This is a genomic window from Asanoa siamensis, assembly GCF_016862555.1.
Taxonomy (GTDB): domain Bacteria; phylum Actinomycetota; class Actinomycetes; order Mycobacteriales; family Micromonosporaceae; genus Asanoa; species Asanoa siamensis.
In genome coordinates this window covers 1-20,910 of record NZ_BONE01000114.1, presented here as the reverse complement: position 1 = coordinate 20,910, position 20,910 = coordinate 1, and the positions used below count along the sequence as shown (strand labels likewise).

Below are 20,910 nucleotides of genomic sequence, written 5' to 3'. Positions count from 1 at the left end.
TGTCCGGTCGAGCCGGACAACCGCGATCATGCCCGGCCGCGCCTTGTCCGGCTGAGCCCGACGGCCGCGACCATGGCCGGCCGCCCGGCGGCGTCCACGGCTTAGAGGCGGAAGTCCAGGTCCGGAGTAATGGTCTGGGTGTCCATCTGGGCCTTCTGCAGCCGCCCCGAGAAGTCCCAGTTCATCGACTGCCAGCGGGTGAACTGGTCGAGTACCCAGACCCCCGACTGTCGGGAGCCGTTGCCCGAGCGGCCGTTGCCGCCGAACGGCAGGTGGGCCTCCGCGCCCGACGTCGAGTTGTTGACGCTGACCATGCCCGCGGACACGCCCGCTCGGAAGGCGAACGCCGAGCGGGGGTCGTTGGTGTAGATCGACGACGACAGGCCGTAATCGGGCGCGTTGGCGAGGTCGATCGCGTCGTCCAGGTCCCGGTACGGCATGACGCCCACGATCGGGCCGAACGTCTCCGTCCTGAACAGCTCGTCGTCCGGCCGCACGCCGGCGACCAGCACCGGGTGGTAGAAGAGGCCCGCATCCGGGTCACCCACGAAATTCGCCCGCGGGTTGTCGGTCGTGATCCGGCCCGTGCGGCCGCCGGACCCCAGCACCCGGTGGTGCTCGCCGATCCAGCCCAAGTAGTCCTCGTACCGGCTCGCGAACCGGTCGGCCAGCATCGGTCCATAGAGGACATCGGTCCGCGACGGGTCACCGATCACCGCATCCGACAGGGCCTTGTCCAGCGAGCCGACGAAGGAGTCGTACACCGACTCGTGCACGATGGCCGTGCCCAGCGACGTGCAGCGCTGGCCCGCCGTGCCGAAACCGCCGAACAGCGCGCCCTCGACCGCGAGCGACAGGTCGGCGTCCGGCGTGACCACCATCGGGTTCTTGCCGCCCAGCTCCAGGCACGGCGTCTGCAGGTGCCGACCGGTCAGCTCGCCGATCCGCGCGCCGACCGCGGACGACCCGGTGAAGCCCACCTTGTCGACCAGGCCCGCGTCGAGCGCGCCGGCCAACCCCTCGTAGGTCGCCGCGCCGTCGGCGTCGACCACCTCGAACACCCCGTCCGGCAGGCCCGACCGGCGCACCAGCGCGGCCAGCGCCGCCGCGCTCGCCGACGCGTACTCGGCGGGTTTCCAGACGACGGCGTTGCCGCAGAGCAGGGCGGGCACCAGGTACCAGGACGGCACCGCGACCGGGAAGTTGCCGGCCGTGATGATCGCGGCCACCCCGACGGGTACGCGGAACGTGAACAGCTGCTTGTCGGGCATCTCACTGGGCACCGTCTGCCCGTACAACCGGCGTCCTTCGCCCAGGAAGAAGTCGCAGGTGTCGATGATCTCCTGCACCTCGCCGCGGGCCTCGACGATCGGCTTGCCGATCTCGCGGGTGACGAGCTGGGCCAGCGCCTCGAAGTTGGCGCGCACCAGGCGGCCCAGGTTGCCGATGACCTGACCGCGGACCGGCGCCGGCACGGCGGCCCAACCCCGCTGCGCGGCCCGCGCGGTGCGGCACGCGGCGATGAAGCCGGCGGCGTCGGTCAGCGGCACCTCGGCGACGACGTCATCGAGGCGGGCGGGGTTGACGGAGCGGTAAGTCGTCATGCCCCCACACTACGAAGAACGATCAGCGGCGGTACGGCGGCAGGTCCAGCCCCGATCGGATGGCGTCCTGGACGGCGCCCGGCTCGGGGCGGGCGTCGACCGTCAGCACGCACTCCTTGCGCCGGAAAAGCTCGAGCACCGGCTCCGTCTTCTCGTAGTAGTCCCGCAGCCGCGCGGCCAGCGCCTCGGGGGTGTCGTCGTCGCGGGGCACCAGGTCGCCGCCGCAGACGTCGCAATTGCCGTCGACCTCGGGGCGGTCGGAGATCAGGTTGTAGTCCATGCCGCAGCTCGCGCAGAGCCGCCGGCTGAGCACCCGCTTCTGCACGTCCTCGTCGGGCAGGTCGAGGTGGATCACGCCGTCGATGTCGTAGCTCTCGAGGAAGAACTCCGCTTGCCGGACGTTGCGCGGGAAGCCGTCGATCAGGAAGCCGTAGTTCCAGTCGTGCTGCTGCAGCCGCTCGCGCACGATCGACTCGACGAGGTCGTCGCCGACCAGCTCGCCGGCGGCCATCGTGCGGCGTACCAGAGCGCCGATCTTGGTGTGTTGCTGCACGTGCCACCGCAGGATGTCGCCGACGCCGATGTGGGTCAGGTCGAGGTCACGGCGCATGAGCTCACTCTGGGTGCCCTTGCCGCTGCCCTGCACGCCCATGATCACGTACTTCCGCATGCGAAAACGGTCCCACGCCGGGGTGGCCGGCTGCCAACAGAATCTTGCGATCTCTTCTTGGAATGGATCATTCCGTTCCGCTACAGTGAAATGGAACGGAACGCAACGATCCGATGGAGGGAACCCCCATGCAGCCCTACCGCCTCGACGTCGCCCAAGCCGACCTCGACGACCTCCGCGCCCGGCTGACCCAGTCCCGCTGGCCGTTCGCGCTCCCCGGCGCCGAGTGGTCCCGCGGCGTGCCGGTCGACTACCTGCGCGACCTGGCCGCCTACTGGGCCGACGGTTACGACTGGCGGGCCGCCGAGCAGAAGATCAACGAGTTCCCGCAGTTCACCACGGAGATCGACGGCGAGCGGGTGCACTTCCTGCACGTCCGCTCGCCCGAGCCGACCGCCCTGCCGCTGGTGCTCAGCCACGGCTGGCCCGGCTCGATCGTGGAGTTCCTCGACGTGATCGGCCCGCTGACCGACCCGCGGTCGCACGGTGGCGACCCGGCCGACGCGTTCCACGTGGTGATCCCGTCGATCCCGGGCTTCGGCCTCTCGGGTCGAGTGACGCAGGCGGGTTGGGACAGTCGCCGGATCGCGGGGGCGTTCGCGAAGCTGATGGACCGCCTCGGTTACGCGCGCTACGGGGCCCAGGGCGGCGACTACGGCGCTTTCATCGCGCCGGACCTCGGCCGCGTCGACCCCGACCACGTGATCGGCATCCACGTCAACGCGGCGACGATGGGCTTCATCCCGTTCGGCGAGGTGTCCGAAGAGGAGCAGGCCACGATGACCGACGCCGAGAAGGTACGGCTGGGCCGGCTGGCCAACTACATGCAGGACATGAACGGCTACTTCCAGATCCAGGCGACCCGGCCACAGACCCTGTCGTACGCGTTGGCCGACTCACCGATCGGCCAGCTCGCCTGGATCGTCGAGAAGTTCCAGGAGTGGACGCACGGCGGCAAGCTCCCGGAGGACGTCGTCAACCGCGACGACATCCTGACCAACGTGATGCTCTACTGGCTGACCAACACGGCCGGCACGTCGGCGAACCTCTACTACGAGAGCATGCACAGCGGCAACTGGCCGACCCCGAGCGGCATCCCGACGGGCGTGGCGGTGTTCGCGGAGGACGTGGCGATCCGCCGCTACGCGGAACAAACCAACAAGATCACCCATTGGAGCGAGTACGACCGCGGCGGCCACTTCGCGGCCCTCGAGGCTCCGGACCTCTTCGTCGAGGATGTCCGCACGTTCTTCCGCACGGTCCGCTAGCAACCTCGCGCCGATTCCACCGGGCGCCCACGACGGGCCCGGTGGCTTTCGGCTGTGGTGCTTACCCGCAAGCCGCCGGCTTTGGCGTGGGTGCGGGCAACCCCTAACGGGTCGACCGCCCGGTTCCGCCGATCCGATGTAGACGACGAGCGCTTCCGCTCCGGCTAGCTGTCCGCGTCGCCCGCCTGGTCGCGCAGCTCGGCGACCTCCGGACCGGTCAGCCCGGCCACGTCGCTGTCGCGGTGTTGGTCGGCCTGGTCGTCGATCCACCTGGCGTGGGCCTCCCAGGCCGCCTGCTTGCTGGTGCCCAGCGCGGCCCCGATCTGGGTCCACGACGCGCCGGCCGCGCGGGCGCTGCGGATGCTGAGCTGCCGCCCGTAGGCTGCCTTGCGGGCGAGCACCTCGCTCAGCGCGAGAAGTTCCAACACCTCAGCGCGGCCGAGTGCCGGCTCACCGAGCGCCTCCCAGGTGCGTAGCTGGTCGAAGCGCGCCGTCGCCGTGGCCAGTGTGTGTTCGCGTTCCAGCAGGTCCGGTGTCATGCGCATAACGCTGCCGTCAAGGCATCTTGACGTCAACGCGTGTTCGCGCTGGGCGAAGCGGCCCGGGCGTCCAGTGCGGACGCCCGGGCTCGCTCCTCGCCGACTCCGCGCGCGATCGACGCCGCGAGCGAACGGAACGCCGGGTCGGCGCCGGCGCTCTGCTCGCCCGTGCAGAGCCGGGAGGTCTGGTCGAGATGCGCGATCATCGCGGCGGCGAAGCCGCGGTCGAACTCTTTCCCGTTGGTACGCGCCATCGCCTCCCGCTGCGCCACCGTCGGCATCCCGGGCATGTCGTGCTGGAGGTGCGGGTTGTCGGTCGGCAGGTCGGCTACACCCGCGGCCAGCTTCCGCAGCGACTCGAGCTCCGCCTCCCGCGCCCGCCGGGCAACGGAGGCATAAAGCTGCACGGCCGGGTCCCCACTACGACTGGGTACGAGGTCGAAAAGCGGCAGCAGCCGCTCATTCATGGCGATCAGCAACTGCATCCAAGCGATGTCAGTCGTGTTCGGCCCACCACCGGCGGCCGGCTCGCCGACACCACCCGCGGCGGGCTCGCCGCCACCACCGGACGGCGTGCCAGATCCCGCCCCGGTAGGCGAGCCACCACTTCCCGCGGGCGCCCCACGATCCGGCGCGGAACACCCACCGACAAGAGCGGAGGCGACCAGCGCCAACACCACACGCCGCCGCGTCATCGGTGCCCTCCGGCCCCATCGAGCCCTCGCCCGCCGCCCACCGCTGGCGCCGAGGACCCCTCGCCCACGCCGCGCGCACCTATCGCGCACCCAGTCCGGACTCGGCTCATCGGCACGCTCCGAGCGCGGAGTCGTGGCGCGCGGCGGGTGCGTGAAGCGCCCGCGCAATCCAGACCGAGGTCATCGGCACGCTCCGGGGGCGAAGTGATGGTGTGGGGCGGCTGCATGTAGCGCCACGTAATTCGGACTCGGGGTCATCGGCACCCCCGGAGCGCGGACTCGTGGCCCGAGGGCTGGCGGGTAAAGCTCCCACGCAATCCGGAGCCGGTTCATGGGCGCGCTCCGCGGGCGGAGTGGTGGCGTGGGGCGGGTGCGTGCGGCGTCACGTAGTCGGATCCGGGTTATGGGCGCGCTCCGGGCGTGGAGTGGCGGCGTGGGGCGGGTGGGTGCAGCGCCCACGTAGTTCGGACGCGGTTCATGGGCACGCTCCGGGGGCGGAGTCGTGGCGTGGGGCGGGTGCATGCAGCGCCACGTGGTTCGGACCCCGGTCATAGGAGCCGCCGGGGCGCGGAGTGGTGGCGTGGGGCGGGTGGGTGCAGCGCCCACGTAGTTCGGACGCGGTTCATGGGCACGCTCCGGGGGCGGAGTCGTGGCGCGAGGCGGATGCGTGAACCGCCATGTAGTCCGGACCCGCTGCATGGGCACGCTCCGTGCGCGGAGTCGTGGCCTGCGATGAAGTGCGTGGAGCGCCCACGTAGTACGGACTCGGTTCATCGGCCCACGGGCGCAGAGTCGTGGCGTGCGGCGGCGGCGTGGAACGCCCAAGGACACCGGACCCGCGTCATCGGCACCCCCGGGCGCGGACTCGGCGCGCGGGGCGGCTGCAGCCGGTGCCCGCATGATCCCGAACCGCCGCGCCAAAGCTCCACCACCCACGGCAGGCCCCGACATGGCGGCGCCGCGGGCCATCGGTCCACCCCACGCGGCAAGACCAAACCGCAGCCGCCGCGCCCGTGTCGCAGCGCCCCGGACCGCCGCTGGCGGCGGGGGAGTGGGCACGGCGGAGCGGGCCATCAGGTGAGCTCCTCGACGGGGACGGTCGTCGTTGAGAGATCTTGGTCCATCGATGAAATTAAGCGAGAGAGCGCTCTCGCCAAGCGCCAGTCTGTGCGACACTGCGATGCGTGTCAATCCCCGGAAAGCGCTCCCCCACATATTGACGAGAGCCGAATCGCGGTTCAAACTCATAGCCGCTCGGAGAGCGCTCTCCGAGCGCCACGCCCCCGTCCCGGCGTGCATACCGCGCGCGCCGCCTATCACCGTTAGGCAGGCACATGAGATACCAGGCACCCCCCGAAAGCGCCCCACCGCCCGCACAACGCCGACGTTGGAGCCGGCGTCACACCGCCACGGCCGGGCTGGCCGTCGCCGCCCTCGTCGCCTCGTTGCTGACCGTGTCGTCCGCCGCCAGTGCCGCCGACGCCGTCATCTCCCAAGGGAAGCCCGCCACCGCGTCGTCGGCCGAGAATGCCACCTTCGGCGCGCAGGCCGCCGTCGACGGCAACGCCGGCACCCGCTGGGCCTCGGCCTTCTCGGATCCACAGTGGATCCAGGTCGACCTCGGCGCCACCGCCAGCGTCACCCAGATCACCCTCAACTGGGAAGCCGCGTACGGTCGGGCCTTCCAGATCCAGACCTCCGCCGACGGCAGCGCCTGGACCAACATCTATTCCACCACCACCGGCACGGGCGGCACCCAAATCCTGCCCGTCACCGGCAGCGGCCGCTACGTCCGCCTCTACGGCACCGCCCGCGCCACCGCCTGGGGCTACAGCCTCTTCGAGTTCCAGGTCCACGGCACCTTCGGCGGCAATCCACCCACCGGCTGTGGCACCACCAACGCCGCACAGGGCAAGCCCGCGACGGCCTCCTCGACCCAGGGCGCCGGCTTCCCCGCGACGGCCGCCGTCGACGGCAACGCCGGCACGCGCTGGTCCTCCGCCGCATCCGATCCACAGTGGATCCGCATCGACCTCGGCAGCGTCCAGAACATCTGCCAGGTCGTCCTGCAGTGGGAGGCCGCCTACGGCCGCGCGTTCCAGATCCAGACCAGCAACAACGACGCGACCTGGACCAACATCTACAGCACCACGACCGGCACCGGCGGCACCCAGACGATCAACGTCAACGCCAGTGCGCGCTACCTGCGCGTCTACGGCACCGCACGGGGCACGGCCTACGGCTACTCACTCTGGGAGCTGAGGATCTTCACCGGCACCGGCCCCACCAACCCGCCGACCGACCCGCCGACCGGCGAACCGGTCGAACCCACCGACCCGCGCAACCCCAACCTCGGCTCGAACACGTTCGTCTTCGACCCGTCCACGCCGACCTCGACCATCCAGAGCCGGCTCAACACCATCTTCACCCAGCAGGAGGAGAACCAGTTCGGCCCGCAGCGGTACGCGGTCCTGTTCAAGCCCGGCAACTACACCGCCGACGTCAACCTCGGCTTCTTCACCCAGGTCGCCGGCCTCGGCATGTCGCCCGACGACGTCAACCTCAACGGCCACGTCCGTGCCGAGGCGTTCTGGTTCGGCGGCAACGCCACCCAGAACTTCTGGCGCGCGGCGGAAAACCTGTCCGTCACCCTGCCCGCCGGCGTGAGTGTCGAGCGCTGGGCCGTCTCGCAGGCAGCCCCGTACCGCCGCATGCACCTGCGGGGCGGCGGCAACCAGATCCAACTCTGGAACGGCGGCGACGGTTGGTCGAGCGGCGGCTTCATGGCCGACACCAAGATCGACGGCATGGTCGTCTCCGGCTCGCAGCAGCAGTGGTACTCCCGCAACAGCGAGTTCGGCTCGTGGACCGGATCGGTCTGGAACATGGTGTTCCAGGGCGTGACCGGCGCACCGCCCAACCACTTCCCGAACCCGTCGCACACGGTCATCCCCAACACCCCGACCGTACGGGAGAAGCCCTTCCTGTACGTCGACGGCTCGGGTGAGTACCGCGTGTTCGTGCCGGCCCTGCGCACCAACTCGACCGGGACGACCTGGTTCAACAAGACGCCGGCCGGCTCGTCGCTGTCGCTGTCGACGTTCTTCATCGTGCGCCCGGGCACCCCGGTCGCGACCATCAACCTGGCGCTGGCGCAGGGCAAGAACCTGCTCTTCACGCCCGGCGTCCACCACGTCAACCAGCCGATCCAGGTCAACCGGGCCAACACCGTGATCCTGGGCCTGGGCCTCGCGACCATCCAGGCCGACAACGGCACGGTCGGCATGCGGATCGCCGACGTCGACGGCGTCAAGGTCGGCGGCATCATGTTCGAGGCCGGCGCGACCAACTCGCCGGTGCTGATGGAGGTCGGCCCGTCCGGCTCCAGCGCGGACCACGCCGCCAACCCGGTCTCGCTGCACGACGTGTTCTTCCGGATCGGCGGCCCGGGCGTCGGCCGGGCGACCAACACGCTGACCGTCAACAGCGACGACGTCATCGGCGACCACATGTGGCTGTGGCGCGCCGACCACGGCGACGGGGTGGGCTGGTCGGTCAACACCGCCGACACCGGCCTGACCGTCAACGGCGACGACGTCACGATGTACGGCCTGTTCGTCGAGCACTTCCAGAAGTACCAGACGATCTGGAACGGCGAGCGCGGCCGGACGTACTTCTACCAGAACGAGTTCCCCTACGAGATGCCCAACCAGGCGTCGTGGATGAACGGCTCGACCCGCGGGTACGCGGCGTACAAGGTCAACGACGCGGTCAACGAGCACTACGCGATCGGCCTCGGCTCGTACTGTGTGTTCACATTGGACGAATCCGTGGTCGCGGAGCGCTCGTTCGAGGTGCCCACCAAACCCGGCGTGCGGTTCCAGAACATGGTGACCGTCTCGCTCGGTGGTCAGGGCACGATCAACCGCATCATCAACAACACCGGGGGTACGGCCCGGCGCGGTGCCGAGACGCAGTACCTGAACAACTACCCGTGATCCGCTAGCACCTGACTGATCGCGTGTTCGCCGGCATCCGCCAAACCGGGGTGGATGTCGGCGAACACGGCTATCGCGGTGCCGATCGCCAGGGCCCATCCCCGGGCCCGCGCCCAGGTCGCGTCGTCGGCCTCGGTGCCGGCCCGGAAGGCGGCCCGGCCCTCGGCGTCGAAGACGAGCCAGGCGGCGGCGAGGTCGGTCGCCGGGTCACCCGCGGTGATGTCGCCGAAGTCGATCACGGCTTCCAGGGTCGACCCGCGCAGCACGAGGTTGGCCGGGTGCGGATCACCGTGCAGCCAGACCGGCGGGCCGGCGTAGACCGGCGTCTCCCGCAACTCGTCCCAGAGCCGGCGCAGTTCGTCCTCCCGGGCCAGCTTGCCGCTGGTCAGCCGGTCCTGGATCTGCTCGTCACGGACCGCGAGCGGGACTCCGCGCACCGGGTTGACCGGCGCGTCCGGCGGCGCCGGCACGTGCAGCCGGGTCATGAACTCGGCCAGCGCGGCCGCGACCGGGCGGCGGTCGGCCACCGGCACCCGCGCGGCGATCTCGCCGTCGATCCAGGCGCAGACCGACCAGGGCCACGGGTAGCCCTGGCCGGGCAGGCCAACCCGCACGGGCGCCGGAATGCGGGCCGGCAGGACCGGGGCGAGCGTCGGCAGCCAGCGCTGTTCGTTGACGATCAACCGCACCGCGACCTCCCGGCGCGGCAGCCGCACGCAGAGGTCGTCGCCGACCTTGAAGATCACGTTGTCCCAGCCGTTGGCGACGAGTTGGAGCGGTCGGTCGGCCAGGTCGGGATGCTGCGCCCGGAGCAGGCGCGCCACCAGGTCGGCGTCGATGTCGATCTCAGCGACGGGTGCGGTCACCGGGTGATTGTGCCAGCCATACCCGATCGGCATCGGACCCGACGAAAGGGGTATTGGCGACCGTCTACGTCCGCGGCGCAGGGTTGGTCGCATGACTGGACAGCGAGTAGTCGTGTTGGGTGGCACCTCGGGGTTGGGCTTCGCGGTGGCGGAGCACCTGAGCGCGCGGGGTGCCGAGATCGTGGTCGCGTCGAGCCGGCAGGAGAGCGTCGACAAGGCGGTGGCCAAGCTGCCCGCCGGCACCACCGGGCACGCCGTCGACCTGCGGGACGAGGCCGCGATCGAGCGGCTGTTCGCGTGGGTCGGGCCGTTCGACCACCTGGTCTACACGGCGGGCGAACCCCTGCGCCTGCTGCCGGCCGACGACCTGGACCTCGACGCGGCCCGCGAGTTCTTCGGGTTGCGCTTCTTCAGCGTGCTGGCGGCCGTGAAGCACGCGGCGGCGCGGATCCGGCCGGGCGGGTCGATCACGCTGACCACGGGGTCGGCCGAGCATCGTCCGGCCGCGGGCTGGTCGGTGGCCGCGGCGATCTGCGGTGCGGTCAGCGCGCTGACCCGGGCGCTGGCGATCGAGTTGGCGCCGGTCCGGGTCAACGCGGTGGCGCCCGGGGTGACCCGCTCGCCGCTCTGGGCCGGCCTGGGTGAGGACGACCGGGAGGCCTACTTCCGGCAGGTCGGCGGGCTGATCGGCCGCGTCGGCGAGACCGACGAGGTGGCCCGGGCGTACGCGTACCTGATCGATCAGCCGTTCTCGACCGGCACGGTGCTGGGCGTCGACGGCGGCCAGATCCTTGCGTAAGGGTCAGTTCGTGCGCAGGAGCCGCACCGCCAGGTCGGCGAACTGCTCGACCTCGGCCGAGCCGCGCTGGGTGCTGTAGGCGACGGCCACCTGGTTGTCGGCGATGCCGTCGAGGGGCCGGTAGACCACGTCCGGCCGGGTGTAGAGCGCCGCCGTCGAGCGGGGCACGATGATGATGCCCTCCTCGGCGGCGACGTGCTCCAGCTTCTCCTCCATCGTGGACCCCGGTCCGGACCGCCAGCGGCTGCTGCCCTCGCGGACGTCCCGCGCGATGTCGCGCCACTCGGGCACCAGGTCCGGATCCTGCAGCAGGTGCTCGTCAGCGATGTCGTCGACGTGCAGCCGCTCCTTGCCCGCGAGGGGATGGCCGGCCGGCACGGCGACCACCCGCGCCTCGGCGAACAGCGGCACCACGGTCAACCCGGCCACCGGCACCGGCAGCCGGACGAAGCTGACGTCGGCCCGCCCGTCGTGCAGCACCGCCACCTGCTCGTAGTAGGAGGTGCGCAAGACCTCGACACCGATCCCCGGGTACGCGTCGGTGAAGGCCCGGACCACCGGCGTCACGAGGATGCCGGGCATGAACGCCACGGTGAACGGGGCTGTCCCGCGTGCCGCCAGCCGCGCGCGCCGCTCCATCGCGTCGGCGGCCGCGAGCACCGGCCCGGCGTCGGCCAGCAGTTGGGTGCCCGCCGGGGTCAGCGCGGTGCCCCGGCTGGAGCGCTCGAACAACTCGATGTGGAGTTCCTTCTCGAGTGCCCGGATCTGCCGGCTGAGCGCCGGTTGGGCGATCCGGAGCCGGTCCGCCGCCCGGCCGAAGTTCAACTCTTCGGCCACAGCCACGAAATACCGCACCTTGCGCAAGTCAAGATCCATGCGAACCCCCGGGCAACGCTACCCGTGCCCACCGCGGACCTGGCAGCGCAGCGCAGCGGAGCGGTGTCCGGCGGGAGCGACGGTCGTGCCCACCGCGGACCCGGGAAATGATCGTCTTATGGCGGGTTGAGCAGTGGCCGGAAGGCGGCCTTGAACAGCTTCGGACCAACCGTCCGCAGCACCGCGTCGCGCAGCGGCGGCGGCAGGTGCCGGGCCCGGTCCCGGCGCCGCGTCTGGTCGCGGACCCAGCGGGCCCGACCCACCCGCCGCCGCGCGAACGCGTCGAGGTCGTCGAGGTGGTTGGCCAGCAGCAGCGCGTCCTCCAGCGCGAGCGCCGCACCCTGCGCCATGTTGGGGGAATATGCGTGGGCGGCGTCGCCGATCAGCACCGTCTTGCCCCGGTGCACCGAGCCGAGGAACACCTCCTCGATCGTGCCGGCGTGCACGTCGGTGGCGCCGGCGACCAGCGCGCGGACTGGCTCCGGGAAGTCGGCGAACAGCGCGCGCCAGTCGTCGGGCGGCGCGGCCGCGGTCAGGTCGGCGTAGCAGTAGGCCCGACCGCCGCCGAGCGAGACGGCCAGGAACGTGCGGCCGTGGCCCTGCCAGGTGCACCACAGGTGCTCGACCGGGTAGCCGTCCGCGATGAACCGCCAGGCGACCTCGCCGACCGGGCGCGGGGCCGCGGCGTCGGGGAAGACCCACTCGCGGACGGCGGACCGGATGCCGTCGGCGCCCACGACCACGTCGTAGTCGGCGGCGTCGACCGACGTGAAGGTCCGCACGGTGACGTCGAGGCCGGTGCGCAGAATCCGGCGCAGGTCGGCGTGGGGCACCGCCACGCACGGATGCCCGACGCCGCCCCAGATCTGGGCGATCGGCAGGTCGATCAGGCGGCGGCCGCGCTGGTCGAGCATCCGGACCCGGTGGATCTCGTGGCCGGCGGCGCGGATCTCGTCGCCGAAGCCGAGCATCGTCAGCGCGCGGACCGCGTTGGCGGGCAGGTAGATGCCCGTGCCGCCGGCCTCGGGCCGCGGGTTGCGCTCGACCAGGTCGGCGGTGATTGCCTTGGCCCGCAAGGCGTGCGCGGCACCGAGACCCGCGATGCCCGCACCGACGATCAACACTCGGGGCTCGCTCATGCGGGTCAGTCTCCTACGCCCGCCGCCTCGCGACAGCCCTTAGGGCCTATCCGACGGGTCAGCACGGCCTGCGACGGGCCCAGCCGCCGCCTGGCGGCGTCCCGGAATTGCCCAGATACAACACCGGTATCCGGGCAATTCCGGGCCACCACCAGACGACACCTGGACTCCGTCTCGGCTCGCACTGACCCGTCGGATAGGCCCTAGCGCATCGGGAGTGGGCCGACGTACACCCAGTCGCCGTCCGTGCGGACGAAGCGGCTCCGCTCGTGCAGGTCGTCGGTGTGGCTGCCCTGCCGGTAGGTGGCCCGGAACTCGACGACGCCCGTCGGGTCCGCGGCGCCGCCCTTGGCCGTCTCGAGGATCTCCAACCGCACCCAGCGCTGCGCCGGGTCCAGGTCGAGCGAGTCGGGCCTGGTGGTGCTGTGCCAGGTGCGCAGCAGATAGTCGGTGTCGCCGACCGCGAAGGCGCTGTAGCGCGACCGCATCAACTGTTCGGCGGTGGCGGCCACGGCCGCACCCCGGTGCAGCGGGCCGCAGCACTCGTCGTAGGACCGCCCGCTGCGGCACGGGCACGCACCTTTCGCCATCCGGCCATTCTCGCCCGGAAGCGGCGGCGTGGGCGGCCGCGGGACCCCCGACCCGCGACCGCCCACGCACCTGTGGGAATTCAGCTCACTTCGCGCTTGAGCAGCCGGACCAGCCCGAGCACGCCGGGCACGACGACCCAGAGGCCGATGGAGGCCGCCAGCCGGGCCCACTCGCCGCCGGTCAGCGCGGCGTCCTCGAACAGCGGCGTCGAGGTCACCGTGAAGTCCAGCCATTCCGACACGCTCTTCAGGCCCTCGATCATCTGGGTGAGGATCGACCAGACCATCGGGACCACGAAGTACAGCACGATGGCGACGGCGGAGTTCATGAACAGCATGCCGAACGCCAGGCCCCAGATGATGTTCAGGACGCTGAACAGCACCGCGTAGCCGAGCAGCGTGCCGCTGAACGACCAGTCACCGGCCGCGGGGTCCATGCCGCCGGCGACCGCGTTGCCGATCGCCGCCACGCCGAGGGCCGGCAGGATCGAGACCACGCCGAGCAGGACGGTCGCGAGCAGCTTCGCACTGGCGATCCGCTGCCGCTGCGGGGTCAGGGCGAACGTGGTCAACGCCGTGCGCTGGGTCCACTCGCTGGTCACCGACAGGATGCCGAGGATCGGCAGCAGGACGCCCACCGGGAACAGCGTCGACTGGAACATGTTCTTGAACGTCTGGTCCGGCGGGTCCGCGGCGAACAGCTGGATCGCCACGACCACCACGGAGATCAGCGCGGTGGCCACCATCAGCCAGAAACCGGCCCGGGTGTCGGCCATCTTGCGCAGTTCGACCCCGGTGAGCCGGATCAGGTTGGGCCGGGGGAAGGTACGCGACGCCGCGGCGGGCGTACGCGTCTCGGTCATGGTGGCGGTCATCGCGCGGTCTCCTTGGCCTCGGCGGCGGTCAGGGTCAGGAACAGCTCTTCCAGGCCGCCGGTGTCGACCGGCCGCAGCTCGATCAACACCGCCGAGATGCTGGCCGCCACCTGCCCGACCTGCTCCGCCTCGGCCTGCACGATGAGCGCCCCCTCGGCGCCCTCGGTCACCGCGAGCCCGGCCCGCTCCAGGGCCACCCGCAGCGTGGCCGGGTCCAGTGCCCGCACCCGTACGCCGCCGGCGGCCAGCAACTCCGCCTTGGTGCCGTTGGCCACGATTCGACCGCCCCCGATGACCACCAGTCGATCCGCGACCGCCTCCACCTCACGCAGCAGGTGGGACGAGAGCAGCACCGTGCCGCCCCGGTCGGCGAAGTCGCGCAGCAGGCCGCGCATCCAGAAGATGCCCTCCGGGTCGAGGCCGTTGGCCGGCTCGTCCAGGATCAGCACCCGCGGGTCGCCGATGAACGCGTGTGCGATGCCGAGCCGCTGCCGCATGCCGAGGGAGTAGCCGCGGACCCGGCGCTTGGCGGCCGGGCCGGCCAGGCCGACCAGGTCGAGCAGCTCGTCGACCCGCTGGCTGCCGACACCCTGCGTACGGGCCGAGAGGCTGAGCACCTCGCGGCCGGTCCGGCCCGGGTGCTGGGCCGAGGCGTCGAGCAGCACGCCCACCTCGCGGCCCGGGTTCGGCAGCTGCCGGTAGGGCCGCCCGGCCACCTCGGACGTGCCGGAGGTCGGCGGGGTGAGCCCCGTGATCATCCGCATCGTGGTCGACTTGCCCGCGCCGTTGGGGCCGAGGAAGCCGGTCACGGTGCCGGGGGCGCATTCGAACGAGACGTCGTTGACGGCGGTGTGCGCCCCGTACCGCTTGGTCAAGCTGGTCACACTGATCATGCCGACAAGCCTGCAGCCGACGGGTGGTTCGGCGCGTCGGGCCAAGGTCGATGGCTCGCGCCGAAGGTCGCGCAGTGATATCGACTTTGGTCTGATGCCGGTGGCGCCGACCGGTCGTACCATTTGATCATGACTGTGGCAACCCGGACCGGCCCGGACATTCCGTCCATGCTGCCCGGCGGGCTGCTGGCCACCGTCGACAGCGCGCGCCCGGTCCGCCGCTCGACCCGCGACTGGGTCGTGGACTGGATCATTTTCGTGCTGGCGGTGGCTACCGTCGGTCTCTTCTCGGTCACTGTGTGGAACGACGACAGCTTGGCCGAGTGGGCGCGCTGGCTCGACATCGGTCTGGGCGCGCTGACGCCGGGCCTGTTGTGGTTGCGGCGCCGATGGCCGGTGGCGGTCGCGCTGATCATGGTGCCGATCGGTGGTGTGGCGTTGACCTCGGCGGTTTCCGGCATGATCGCCCTGTTCACCGTCGCGGTGCACCGCCGGGTCGGCGTCTCCGTCCTGATGGCGTTGCTCACCGCCGCCACCGCGCCGGTCTTCCTGGCCTGGCGCCCGGATCCGGACCTGCCCTACTGGTTCGTCACCGCCCTGTCCGTGATCACCACCTTCGCCGTGTTCGCCTGGGGCATGTTCGTCCGGGCCCGCCGCCAGCTCGTGGTGTCTCTGCACGACCGGGCGGTGCGGGCCGAGTCCGAGCAACAGCTCCGGGTGAGCCAGGCGCAGCACCTGGAACGCACCAGGATCGCCCGCGAGATGCACGACGTGCTGGCCCACCGCATCTCGCTGCTCAGCCTGCACGCCGGCGCGCTGGAGATCCGCCCGGACGCACCGCCCGACGAGGTCGCGCGGGCCGCCGCGGTGATCCGCAGCAGCGCGCACCAGGCGCTGCAGGACCTCCGCGAGGTGATCGGCGTGCTGCGCGAGGAGGACGGCGAACCGATCCGCCCGCAGCCCACCCTCGCGGACGTGTCGGCGCTGATCGAGGAGTCCCGCGGTGTGGGCATGAAGGTCCGGGTCGACTGCCGGGTCGAGGATCTCGACGCGGTGCCGGCGGCGGTCGGGCGCAACGCGTACCGCGTGGTGCAGGAGGGTCTGACCAACGCCCGCAAGCACGCGGCGGGCGTCGTGGTCGACGTCGTCTTCGAGGGTGCGGCCGGCAGCGGTCTCACCGTGGCGGTGCGCAACCCGGCCCCTGTCGGCTCGCCCGCGCGCATTCCGGGCGCCGGCACGGGGCTCGTCGGGTTGGTCGAGCGGGCGGGCCTGGCCGGCGGCCGGCTGACCCACGGCCGGACGGACACGGGCGAGTTCGAGCTCCGCGCCTGGCTACCGTGGCCCGCATGAGTGACGAACCCGTCCGCGTCCTGATCGTCGACGACGACCCGCTGGTCCGCGCCGGACTCTCGATGATCCTGGGCGGCACGCCCGCGTTGACGGTGGTCGGGGAGGCCGCCGACGGCAGCGAGGTGGCGAGCGCGGTGGCCGAGGTCCGGCCCGACGTCGTGCTGATGGACATCCGGATGCCGAAGATGGACGGGCTGACCGCCACCGAGCGGCTGCGGCGCACCGAGGGCGCGCCCGAGGTGCTGGTGCTGACGACCTTCGAAGCCGACGAGTACGTGCTGCGTGCGCTGCGGGCCGGCGCCAGCGGCTTCCTGCTCAAGGACACCCCGCCGGCCGAGATCGTGCAGGCGGTGCGGCGGGTGGCGGCCGGTGACCCGATCCTGTCGCCGCGGGTCACCCGGCGGCTGATCGCCCACGTCGCGGACGACGGCGCCGACGCCCGGCGCAACCGGTCCCGCGACCTGCTGGCCCGGCTCAGCGAGCGGGAGCTCGAGGTCGCGATCGCGGTGGGCCGCGGCAAGTCCAACGCGGAGATCGCCGCCGAGTTGTTCATGAGCGTGGCGACGGTCAAGGCACACATGACCCGCATGCTGACCAAGCTGGACCTCAACAACCGCGTCCAGGTGGCGCTCCTCGCCCAGGACTCCGGCCTGACCTAAGCTCCCCGAGGTGACGGCACCGGAAGCGACCGCGCGTGAGCCCAGCGTGCGGGTGTCCACTCTCGAGCTGTTCTTCGACCTCGTCGTCGTGTTCACGATCATGCAGCTGACCGACATGCTGGCCGAGCGGCTGAACTGGACCGCGCTCGGCGAGATCGTGCTCATGCTGGCGTTGATCTGGTGGATGTACTCGGGCTACGCCTGGCTGACCAACGCGATGGCCCCGACGAGCACGTTCCGCCGCACGATGCTGCTGGTCGGGATGGCCGGTTTCCTCATCGTCGCCCTGGCGATCCCGGAGGCGTTCGGTGCCGACGGTTGGGCCTTCGGGCTCGGGATCCTGCTGGTCAACCTGGCCCACAGCGTGCTCTTCCTGCACTCGGCCGGCCCGACGGCGTTCCGGGCGGCGCTCGGCTTCGCGCCGCTCAACCTGCTCTCCGCCGGGCTCGTCCTCGCCGGCGGTCTGCTGCCCGAGAGCCAGCGGGCGGTCTGGTGGGGCAGCGCCCTGGTCGTACAGTTCGTGATCCCGTTCCTGCGCCGGCTCGGCGGGGTCGTACTGATCGCCGGGCACTTCGTCGAACGCCACGGGCTCATGATGATCATCGTGATCGGCGAGTCGATCATCTCGATCGGCCTGGGCTTCGCGGGCGTGACCCTGGACGGTGCCTCACTGCTGCTGGCGCTGCTCGGGCTGGCGGTCGCGTACTACTTTTGGTGGGCATACTTCGCCGGCGACGAGGAGCGCTCGACGGCCGCGCTGGCGGGCATCACGGACACCGTGCACCGGGCCGGGATCGCGATCTGGGCCTTCGGACACGCGCACTTCCCGATGATCTTCGGCATCGTCCTCTTCTCGGCGGGCATCAAGGAAGCGATCCCGGCGGCGTTCGACCCGCTGGAGTGGCCGGGCGCGGCCGCGATGGCGGCGGGGGCGGCGCTCTATCTCGTCGGGCACGCGGTGTTCCTGCTCGTGCTCAAGATCCGCCAAGGGGTGCCGCACCGCTTGATTGCGGCGGGGCTCGTGCTGCTCACGGTTTTTGTCGGCCGGGTCGACGCCACTGTCCAGGTGCTGGCGATCTTTGTGATCATGGCGACGGCCTTGATCATCGAGGACCTCCCGATGCTGCTGCGCTCCCGCAGCACGAACCTGCACGACTTCGGCCGCTGAACGCGGACGACGGCGGTGGGCTGGGCGCCTGAATTGCTGGGGGCCTGGAGACCGCTGGGCCTCCGGGGTCGTGGCTTGCGCTCTGGACGGCCTTCGCGTTCGTAACGCCGTCGGCCGGCGCGCACCTACACGACCCGGCGGCTGCGGGGGACGCCCGTGATCGGCTGAGACACGCGCTGGGCCATGGGCTTTCGGCAGGGGGGCGCGGGGCGCGTAGGCCGGGTGACGTGACGTGGCGCGGTGGCGGCTGCTGACCGACGTCGGCGGTCCGTCGTGACGGGCGCTGGTCGGGGATCACGGGGGAGGGTTGGTGTGGGGCCCTAGGCCGGGCGGCGGCGGCGCGATGGTGGCTGCCGGCGGACGTCCGCGACCCGCTCAGGAAAGGCGCTAGGCGGGGGCTCGCGGGCAGGGGCGGTGCCCGGGGCGCGGAGGCCGGTAGGGCCGCGCTGCGGCGGCGGCTGGTCGAATCGGCGATCCGCCGAGACGAGACCTGGGCCGGGCCTGCGGGCACGGCGGGGCGGTGCCGGGGCCGCGTAGGCCGGTGACGGTCGCGCGTTGGCGGCGGCAAGCGGGAGCGCCGCGACCCGTCGGGACAAGCCCTACGCCGACGTCACGGGCAAGGTGGTGCCGGGGCGCGGAGGCCGGTGATCAGCATTTCCGCGAAGAGTTCCCACTTGTCCGTCTGGGCGATCGCCGCGGACAGGCCCCCCAGGATCGCCTGGAAGTCGGAGACGTTCAAGTCCGGGCGGATCGCGCCCGCGCGGCGCGCGCGCTCGAGCAGCACCTCCGTGCGCTCGATCAGTAGGTCCGGCATCTCGCAGGCCGCGCCGCCCAGACCGCTGAAAAGATGGCACAACCCCGCGTCGCCGGCCATGTCCTGGGCCGTGCGGCGGACGAACCAGCCGAACGCCTCCGCCGGGTCGGGCATCGCCAGCGCCTGGTCGGCGATCTCTATGCGCTCGTCGGCCCAGCGCTGCGCCAGCTCGGCGATCAGCGCCTGCTTGGTCGGGAAGTTGCGGTAGAGCGTGCCTACGCCCACCCCCGCCCGCCGGGCGATCTGCTCCATCTGCACCTCGGCGCCGTCTTCGGCGAAGGCGGCGTGGGCGGCGTCGAGGACCCGGGCGCGGTTGCGGGCGGCGTCGCCGCGCATCGGCCGGGCTCCGGCCAGCACCGGGTTGAGGGTCTTCCCCCCGGGCTGGCTGGGCTGCGCTGTGGTGGTCATCACGACGATCCTACCGAATCCGATTGACAACCGGAATCTTGATTCCGTACGTTCGAACATAGCGGAAGCGGAATTCGACTTCCACTTCGAAACCCGGGGGGATCGCGCAGATGAGACGCGCGCAACAAGCGACGCCGCACAAGACCCTGGCCTTGGCCTTGCTCGCGGTTACCCAATTCGTCCTGGTCCTCGACGCGTCGATCGTCAACGTGGCGCTCCCGTCGATCGGCCGCGAGTTGAACTTCTCCCAGGACTCCCTGTCCTGGGTGACCAACGCCTACACACTGGCCTTCGGCGGCTTCCTGCTGCTCGGCGGCCGCATCAGTGACCTGCTCGGCAGACGCCGGATGTTCGTCGCCGGCCTCGCGCTCTTCGTCGCCGCCTCGTTCGTGGGTGCGCTGGCGCAGAACCCGGCCATGCTGGTGACCGCCCGGGCCGCCCAGGGCCTCGGCGCCGCACTGGTCGCACCGGCGGCTCTGTCGCTGCTGATGACGATCTTCCCGGCCGGCGCGGAGCGCAACCGCGCGCTCGGCGTCTGGGGCGCGGTCGCCGGTGGTGGTGCGGCCGCTGGGTCGATCCTCGGCGGCCTGCTGACCGAGTGGATCGGCTGGGAAGCCGTCCTCTGGGTCAACGTGCCGATCGGCATCGCCGCACTGGCGCTCGCGCCGCGGCTGCTGCCCGCCGCCCGTGAGGCGATCGGGGCCAACGGCTTCGACGTCATGGGTGCCATCACCGTCACCGCCGGTGTCGCCCTGGGCGTCTTCGCCCTGGTCGACGGCAACAGCGCGGGCTGGGGGTCGGCGCAGACGATCGCCTCGGCGGCCATCGCGATCGCCCTGCTGATCGCGTTCATCTTCATCGAGTCGCGGGCCAAGCACCCGTTGGTGCCGCTGCACGTCTTCAAGCAGAAGACGCTGCGGAGCGCCAACCTGATCGCGTTGACCGTGACCGCCGCGGTGTTCCCGATGTTCTTCGTGTTGACGCTGTTCATGCAGCAGGTCTGGGGCTACAGCCCGATCGAAGCCGGCTTCGGCCAGTTGCCGTTCGCGATCACGCTGATCCTGTTCGCGGGCTTCACCTCGAAGATCGTGACCCGCATCGGGTTCAAGACGCCGCTGCTCGCCGGCATGATCATCACCGCCGGCTCGCTGGTCTGGCTGGCGCTGCTGCTGACCGCGGAAGGCAGCTACTGGACCGAGCTGCTCGGGCCCTCGTTGCTGGCCGGCGTCGGTGGCGCGTTGATGTTCATCCCGGTCACGCTGGCCGCGACGGCCGGCGCCCGGTCCGACGAGTCGGGCCTCGCGTCCGGCCTGATCAACACCACCCAGCAGGTCGGCGGTTCGATCGGTCTCGCGATCGCCGTGGCGATCGCGACCGCGGCCACCACGTCGTCGCTGACCAGCGGCAACGCGCCGGGTACGGCGGCCACCGACGGCTTCCAGCTCGCGCTGCTCGGCGGCGCCGCGCTGGCGGCACTGGGCGCCCTGTTCACCGCCTGGCTCCTGCCGGGCCTGAAGAACCAGCCGGTGCCGGTCGACGAGGAGGCCGAGGAACGCACCGTCGTGACGGTCTGACCACAGGGAAAGGCCACAGGGGGAAACCCGCAGGGGGAGCGAAGGCCCGCGCCGGTTCGGCGCGGGCCTTCGTGCGTCGAGGCGGAGCGTGGCAGGCCCGCACCCGGTCCGGGCGGGCCTGCCAC

Annotated in this window: 18 protein-coding genes; 7 read left to right on the top strand and 11 right to left on the bottom strand. The window is 71.3% G+C overall.

The window, feature by feature from the left end:
- Positions 1–101: 101 nt before the first annotated feature.
- The gene (locus Asi02nite_RS37860; protein ID WP_203718870.1) at positions 102–1,604 is read right to left on the bottom strand and encodes an aldehyde dehydrogenase family protein; all 1,503 of its coding nucleotides are present in this window, start codon (positions 1,602–1,604) and stop codon (positions 102–104) included.
- Positions 1,605–1,626: 22 nt separating this feature from the next.
- Positions 1,627–2,274, bottom strand: coding sequence for an adenylate kinase family protein (locus Asi02nite_RS37855; protein ID WP_203718869.1), 648 nt, complete (start codon positions 2,272–2,274; stop codon positions 1,627–1,629).
- Positions 2,275–2,402: 128 nt separating this feature from the next.
- Between Asi02nite_RS37855 and Asi02nite_RS37850 the strand changes: the two genes are divergently transcribed.
- Positions 2,403–3,542, top strand: a complete 1,140-nt coding sequence (locus tag Asi02nite_RS37850) for an epoxide hydrolase family protein (protein ID WP_203718868.1) — start codon at positions 2,403–2,405, stop codon at positions 3,540–3,542.
- Positions 3,543–3,706: 164 nt separating this feature from the next.
- Here the strand turns inward: Asi02nite_RS37850 and Asi02nite_RS37845 are convergent, their stop codons facing one another.
- Positions 3,707–4,081, bottom strand: a complete 375-nt coding sequence (locus tag Asi02nite_RS37845) for a hypothetical protein (RefSeq protein WP_239127587.1) — start codon at positions 4,079–4,081, stop codon at positions 3,707–3,709.
- A gap of 32 nt (positions 4,082–4,113) precedes the next feature.
- The gene (locus Asi02nite_RS37840; protein WP_203718866.1) at positions 4,114–4,566 is read right to left on the bottom strand and encodes a DUF305 domain-containing protein; all 453 of its coding nucleotides are present in this window, start codon (positions 4,564–4,566) and stop codon (positions 4,114–4,116) included.
- Between the two features lie 1,544 nt (positions 4,567–6,110).
- On the opposite strand from Asi02nite_RS37840, the gene Asi02nite_RS37835 reads away from it, so the two are divergent.
- The gene (locus tag Asi02nite_RS37835; RefSeq protein WP_203718865.1) at positions 6,111–8,774 is read left to right on the top strand and encodes a discoidin domain-containing protein; all 2,664 of its coding nucleotides are present in this window, start codon (positions 6,111–6,113) and stop codon (positions 8,772–8,774) included.
- Here the strand turns inward: Asi02nite_RS37835 and Asi02nite_RS37830 are convergent.
- The gene (locus tag Asi02nite_RS37830) at positions 8,765–9,640 is read right to left on the bottom strand and encodes an aminoglycoside phosphotransferase family protein (protein WP_203718864.1); all 876 of its coding nucleotides are present in this window, start codon (positions 9,638–9,640) and stop codon (positions 8,765–8,767) included. The genes Asi02nite_RS37835 and Asi02nite_RS37830 overlap by 10 nt on opposite strands.
- A gap of 91 nt (positions 9,641–9,731) precedes the next feature.
- On the opposite strand from Asi02nite_RS37830, the gene Asi02nite_RS37825 reads away from it, so the two are divergent.
- The gene (locus Asi02nite_RS37825; RefSeq protein WP_203718863.1) at positions 9,732–10,439 is read left to right on the top strand and encodes an SDR family oxidoreductase; all 708 of its coding nucleotides are present in this window, start codon (positions 9,732–9,734) and stop codon (positions 10,437–10,439) included.
- 3 nt (positions 10,440–10,442) lie between these two features.
- Here Asi02nite_RS37825 and Asi02nite_RS37820 read toward each other — a convergent pair whose 3' ends face one another.
- From Asi02nite_RS37820 to Asi02nite_RS37800, 5 genes are all read right to left on the bottom strand, one after another.
- The gene (locus Asi02nite_RS37820; RefSeq protein ID WP_203718862.1) at positions 10,443–11,315 is read right to left on the bottom strand and encodes a LysR family transcriptional regulator; all 873 of its coding nucleotides are present in this window, start codon (positions 11,313–11,315) and stop codon (positions 10,443–10,445) included.
- A gap of 116 nt (positions 11,316–11,431) precedes the next feature.
- Positions 11,432–12,454, bottom strand: coding sequence for an FAD-dependent monooxygenase (locus Asi02nite_RS37815; protein ID WP_203718861.1), 1,023 nt, complete (start codon positions 12,452–12,454; stop codon positions 11,432–11,434).
- A gap of 203 nt (positions 12,455–12,657) precedes the next feature.
- On the bottom strand, positions 12,658–13,044 hold the full coding sequence (locus tag Asi02nite_RS37810) for a YchJ family protein (RefSeq protein ID WP_203718860.1): 387 nt from the start codon (positions 13,042–13,044) through the stop codon (positions 12,658–12,660).
- 80 nt (positions 13,045–13,124) lie between these two features.
- On the bottom strand, positions 13,125–13,919 hold the full coding sequence (locus tag Asi02nite_RS37805; protein WP_239127583.1) for an ABC transporter permease: 795 nt from the start codon (positions 13,917–13,919) through the stop codon (positions 13,125–13,127).
- Positions 13,916–14,812: an ABC transporter ATP-binding protein gene (locus Asi02nite_RS37800; protein WP_203718859.1), complete on the bottom strand. Its 897-nt coding sequence runs from the start codon at positions 14,810–14,812 to the stop codon at positions 13,916–13,918. Before Asi02nite_RS37800 ends, Asi02nite_RS37805 begins: the two co-directional genes overlap by 4 nt.
- Before the next feature lie 135 nt (positions 14,813–14,947).
- On the opposite strand from Asi02nite_RS37800, the gene Asi02nite_RS37795 reads away from it, so the two are divergent.
- The 3 genes from Asi02nite_RS37795 to Asi02nite_RS37785 are packed head-to-tail and all read left to right on the top strand — an operon-like array spanning position 14,948 to position 17,989.
- Positions 14,948–16,162: a sensor histidine kinase gene (locus Asi02nite_RS37795; protein WP_373312416.1), complete on the top strand. Its 1,215-nt coding sequence runs from the start codon at positions 14,948–14,950 to the stop codon at positions 16,160–16,162.
- Positions 16,159–16,821: a response regulator gene (locus Asi02nite_RS37790; protein WP_203718857.1), complete on the top strand. Its 663-nt coding sequence runs from the start codon at positions 16,159–16,161 to the stop codon at positions 16,819–16,821. Before Asi02nite_RS37795 ends, Asi02nite_RS37790 begins: the two co-directional genes overlap by 4 nt.
- 10 nt (positions 16,822–16,831) lie before the next feature.
- The gene (locus Asi02nite_RS37785; protein WP_203718856.1) at positions 16,832–17,989 is read left to right on the top strand and encodes a low temperature requirement protein A; all 1,158 of its coding nucleotides are present in this window, start codon (positions 16,832–16,834) and stop codon (positions 17,987–17,989) included.
- 610 nt (positions 17,990–18,599) lie between these two features.
- Here the strand turns inward: Asi02nite_RS37785 and Asi02nite_RS37780 are convergent.
- Complete coding sequence (locus tag Asi02nite_RS37780) at positions 18,600–19,211, bottom strand: TetR/AcrR family transcriptional regulator (protein ID WP_203718855.1); 612 nt, start codon at positions 19,209–19,211, stop codon at positions 18,600–18,602.
- Positions 19,212–19,321: 110 nt separating this feature from the next.
- Here Asi02nite_RS37780 and Asi02nite_RS37775 point away from each other — a divergent pair, with 110 nt between their 5' ends.
- On the top strand, positions 19,322–20,785 hold the full coding sequence (locus Asi02nite_RS37775; protein WP_203718854.1) for an MFS transporter: 1,464 nt from the start codon (positions 19,322–19,324) through the stop codon (positions 20,783–20,785).
- Positions 20,786–20,910: the final 125 nt, after the last annotated feature.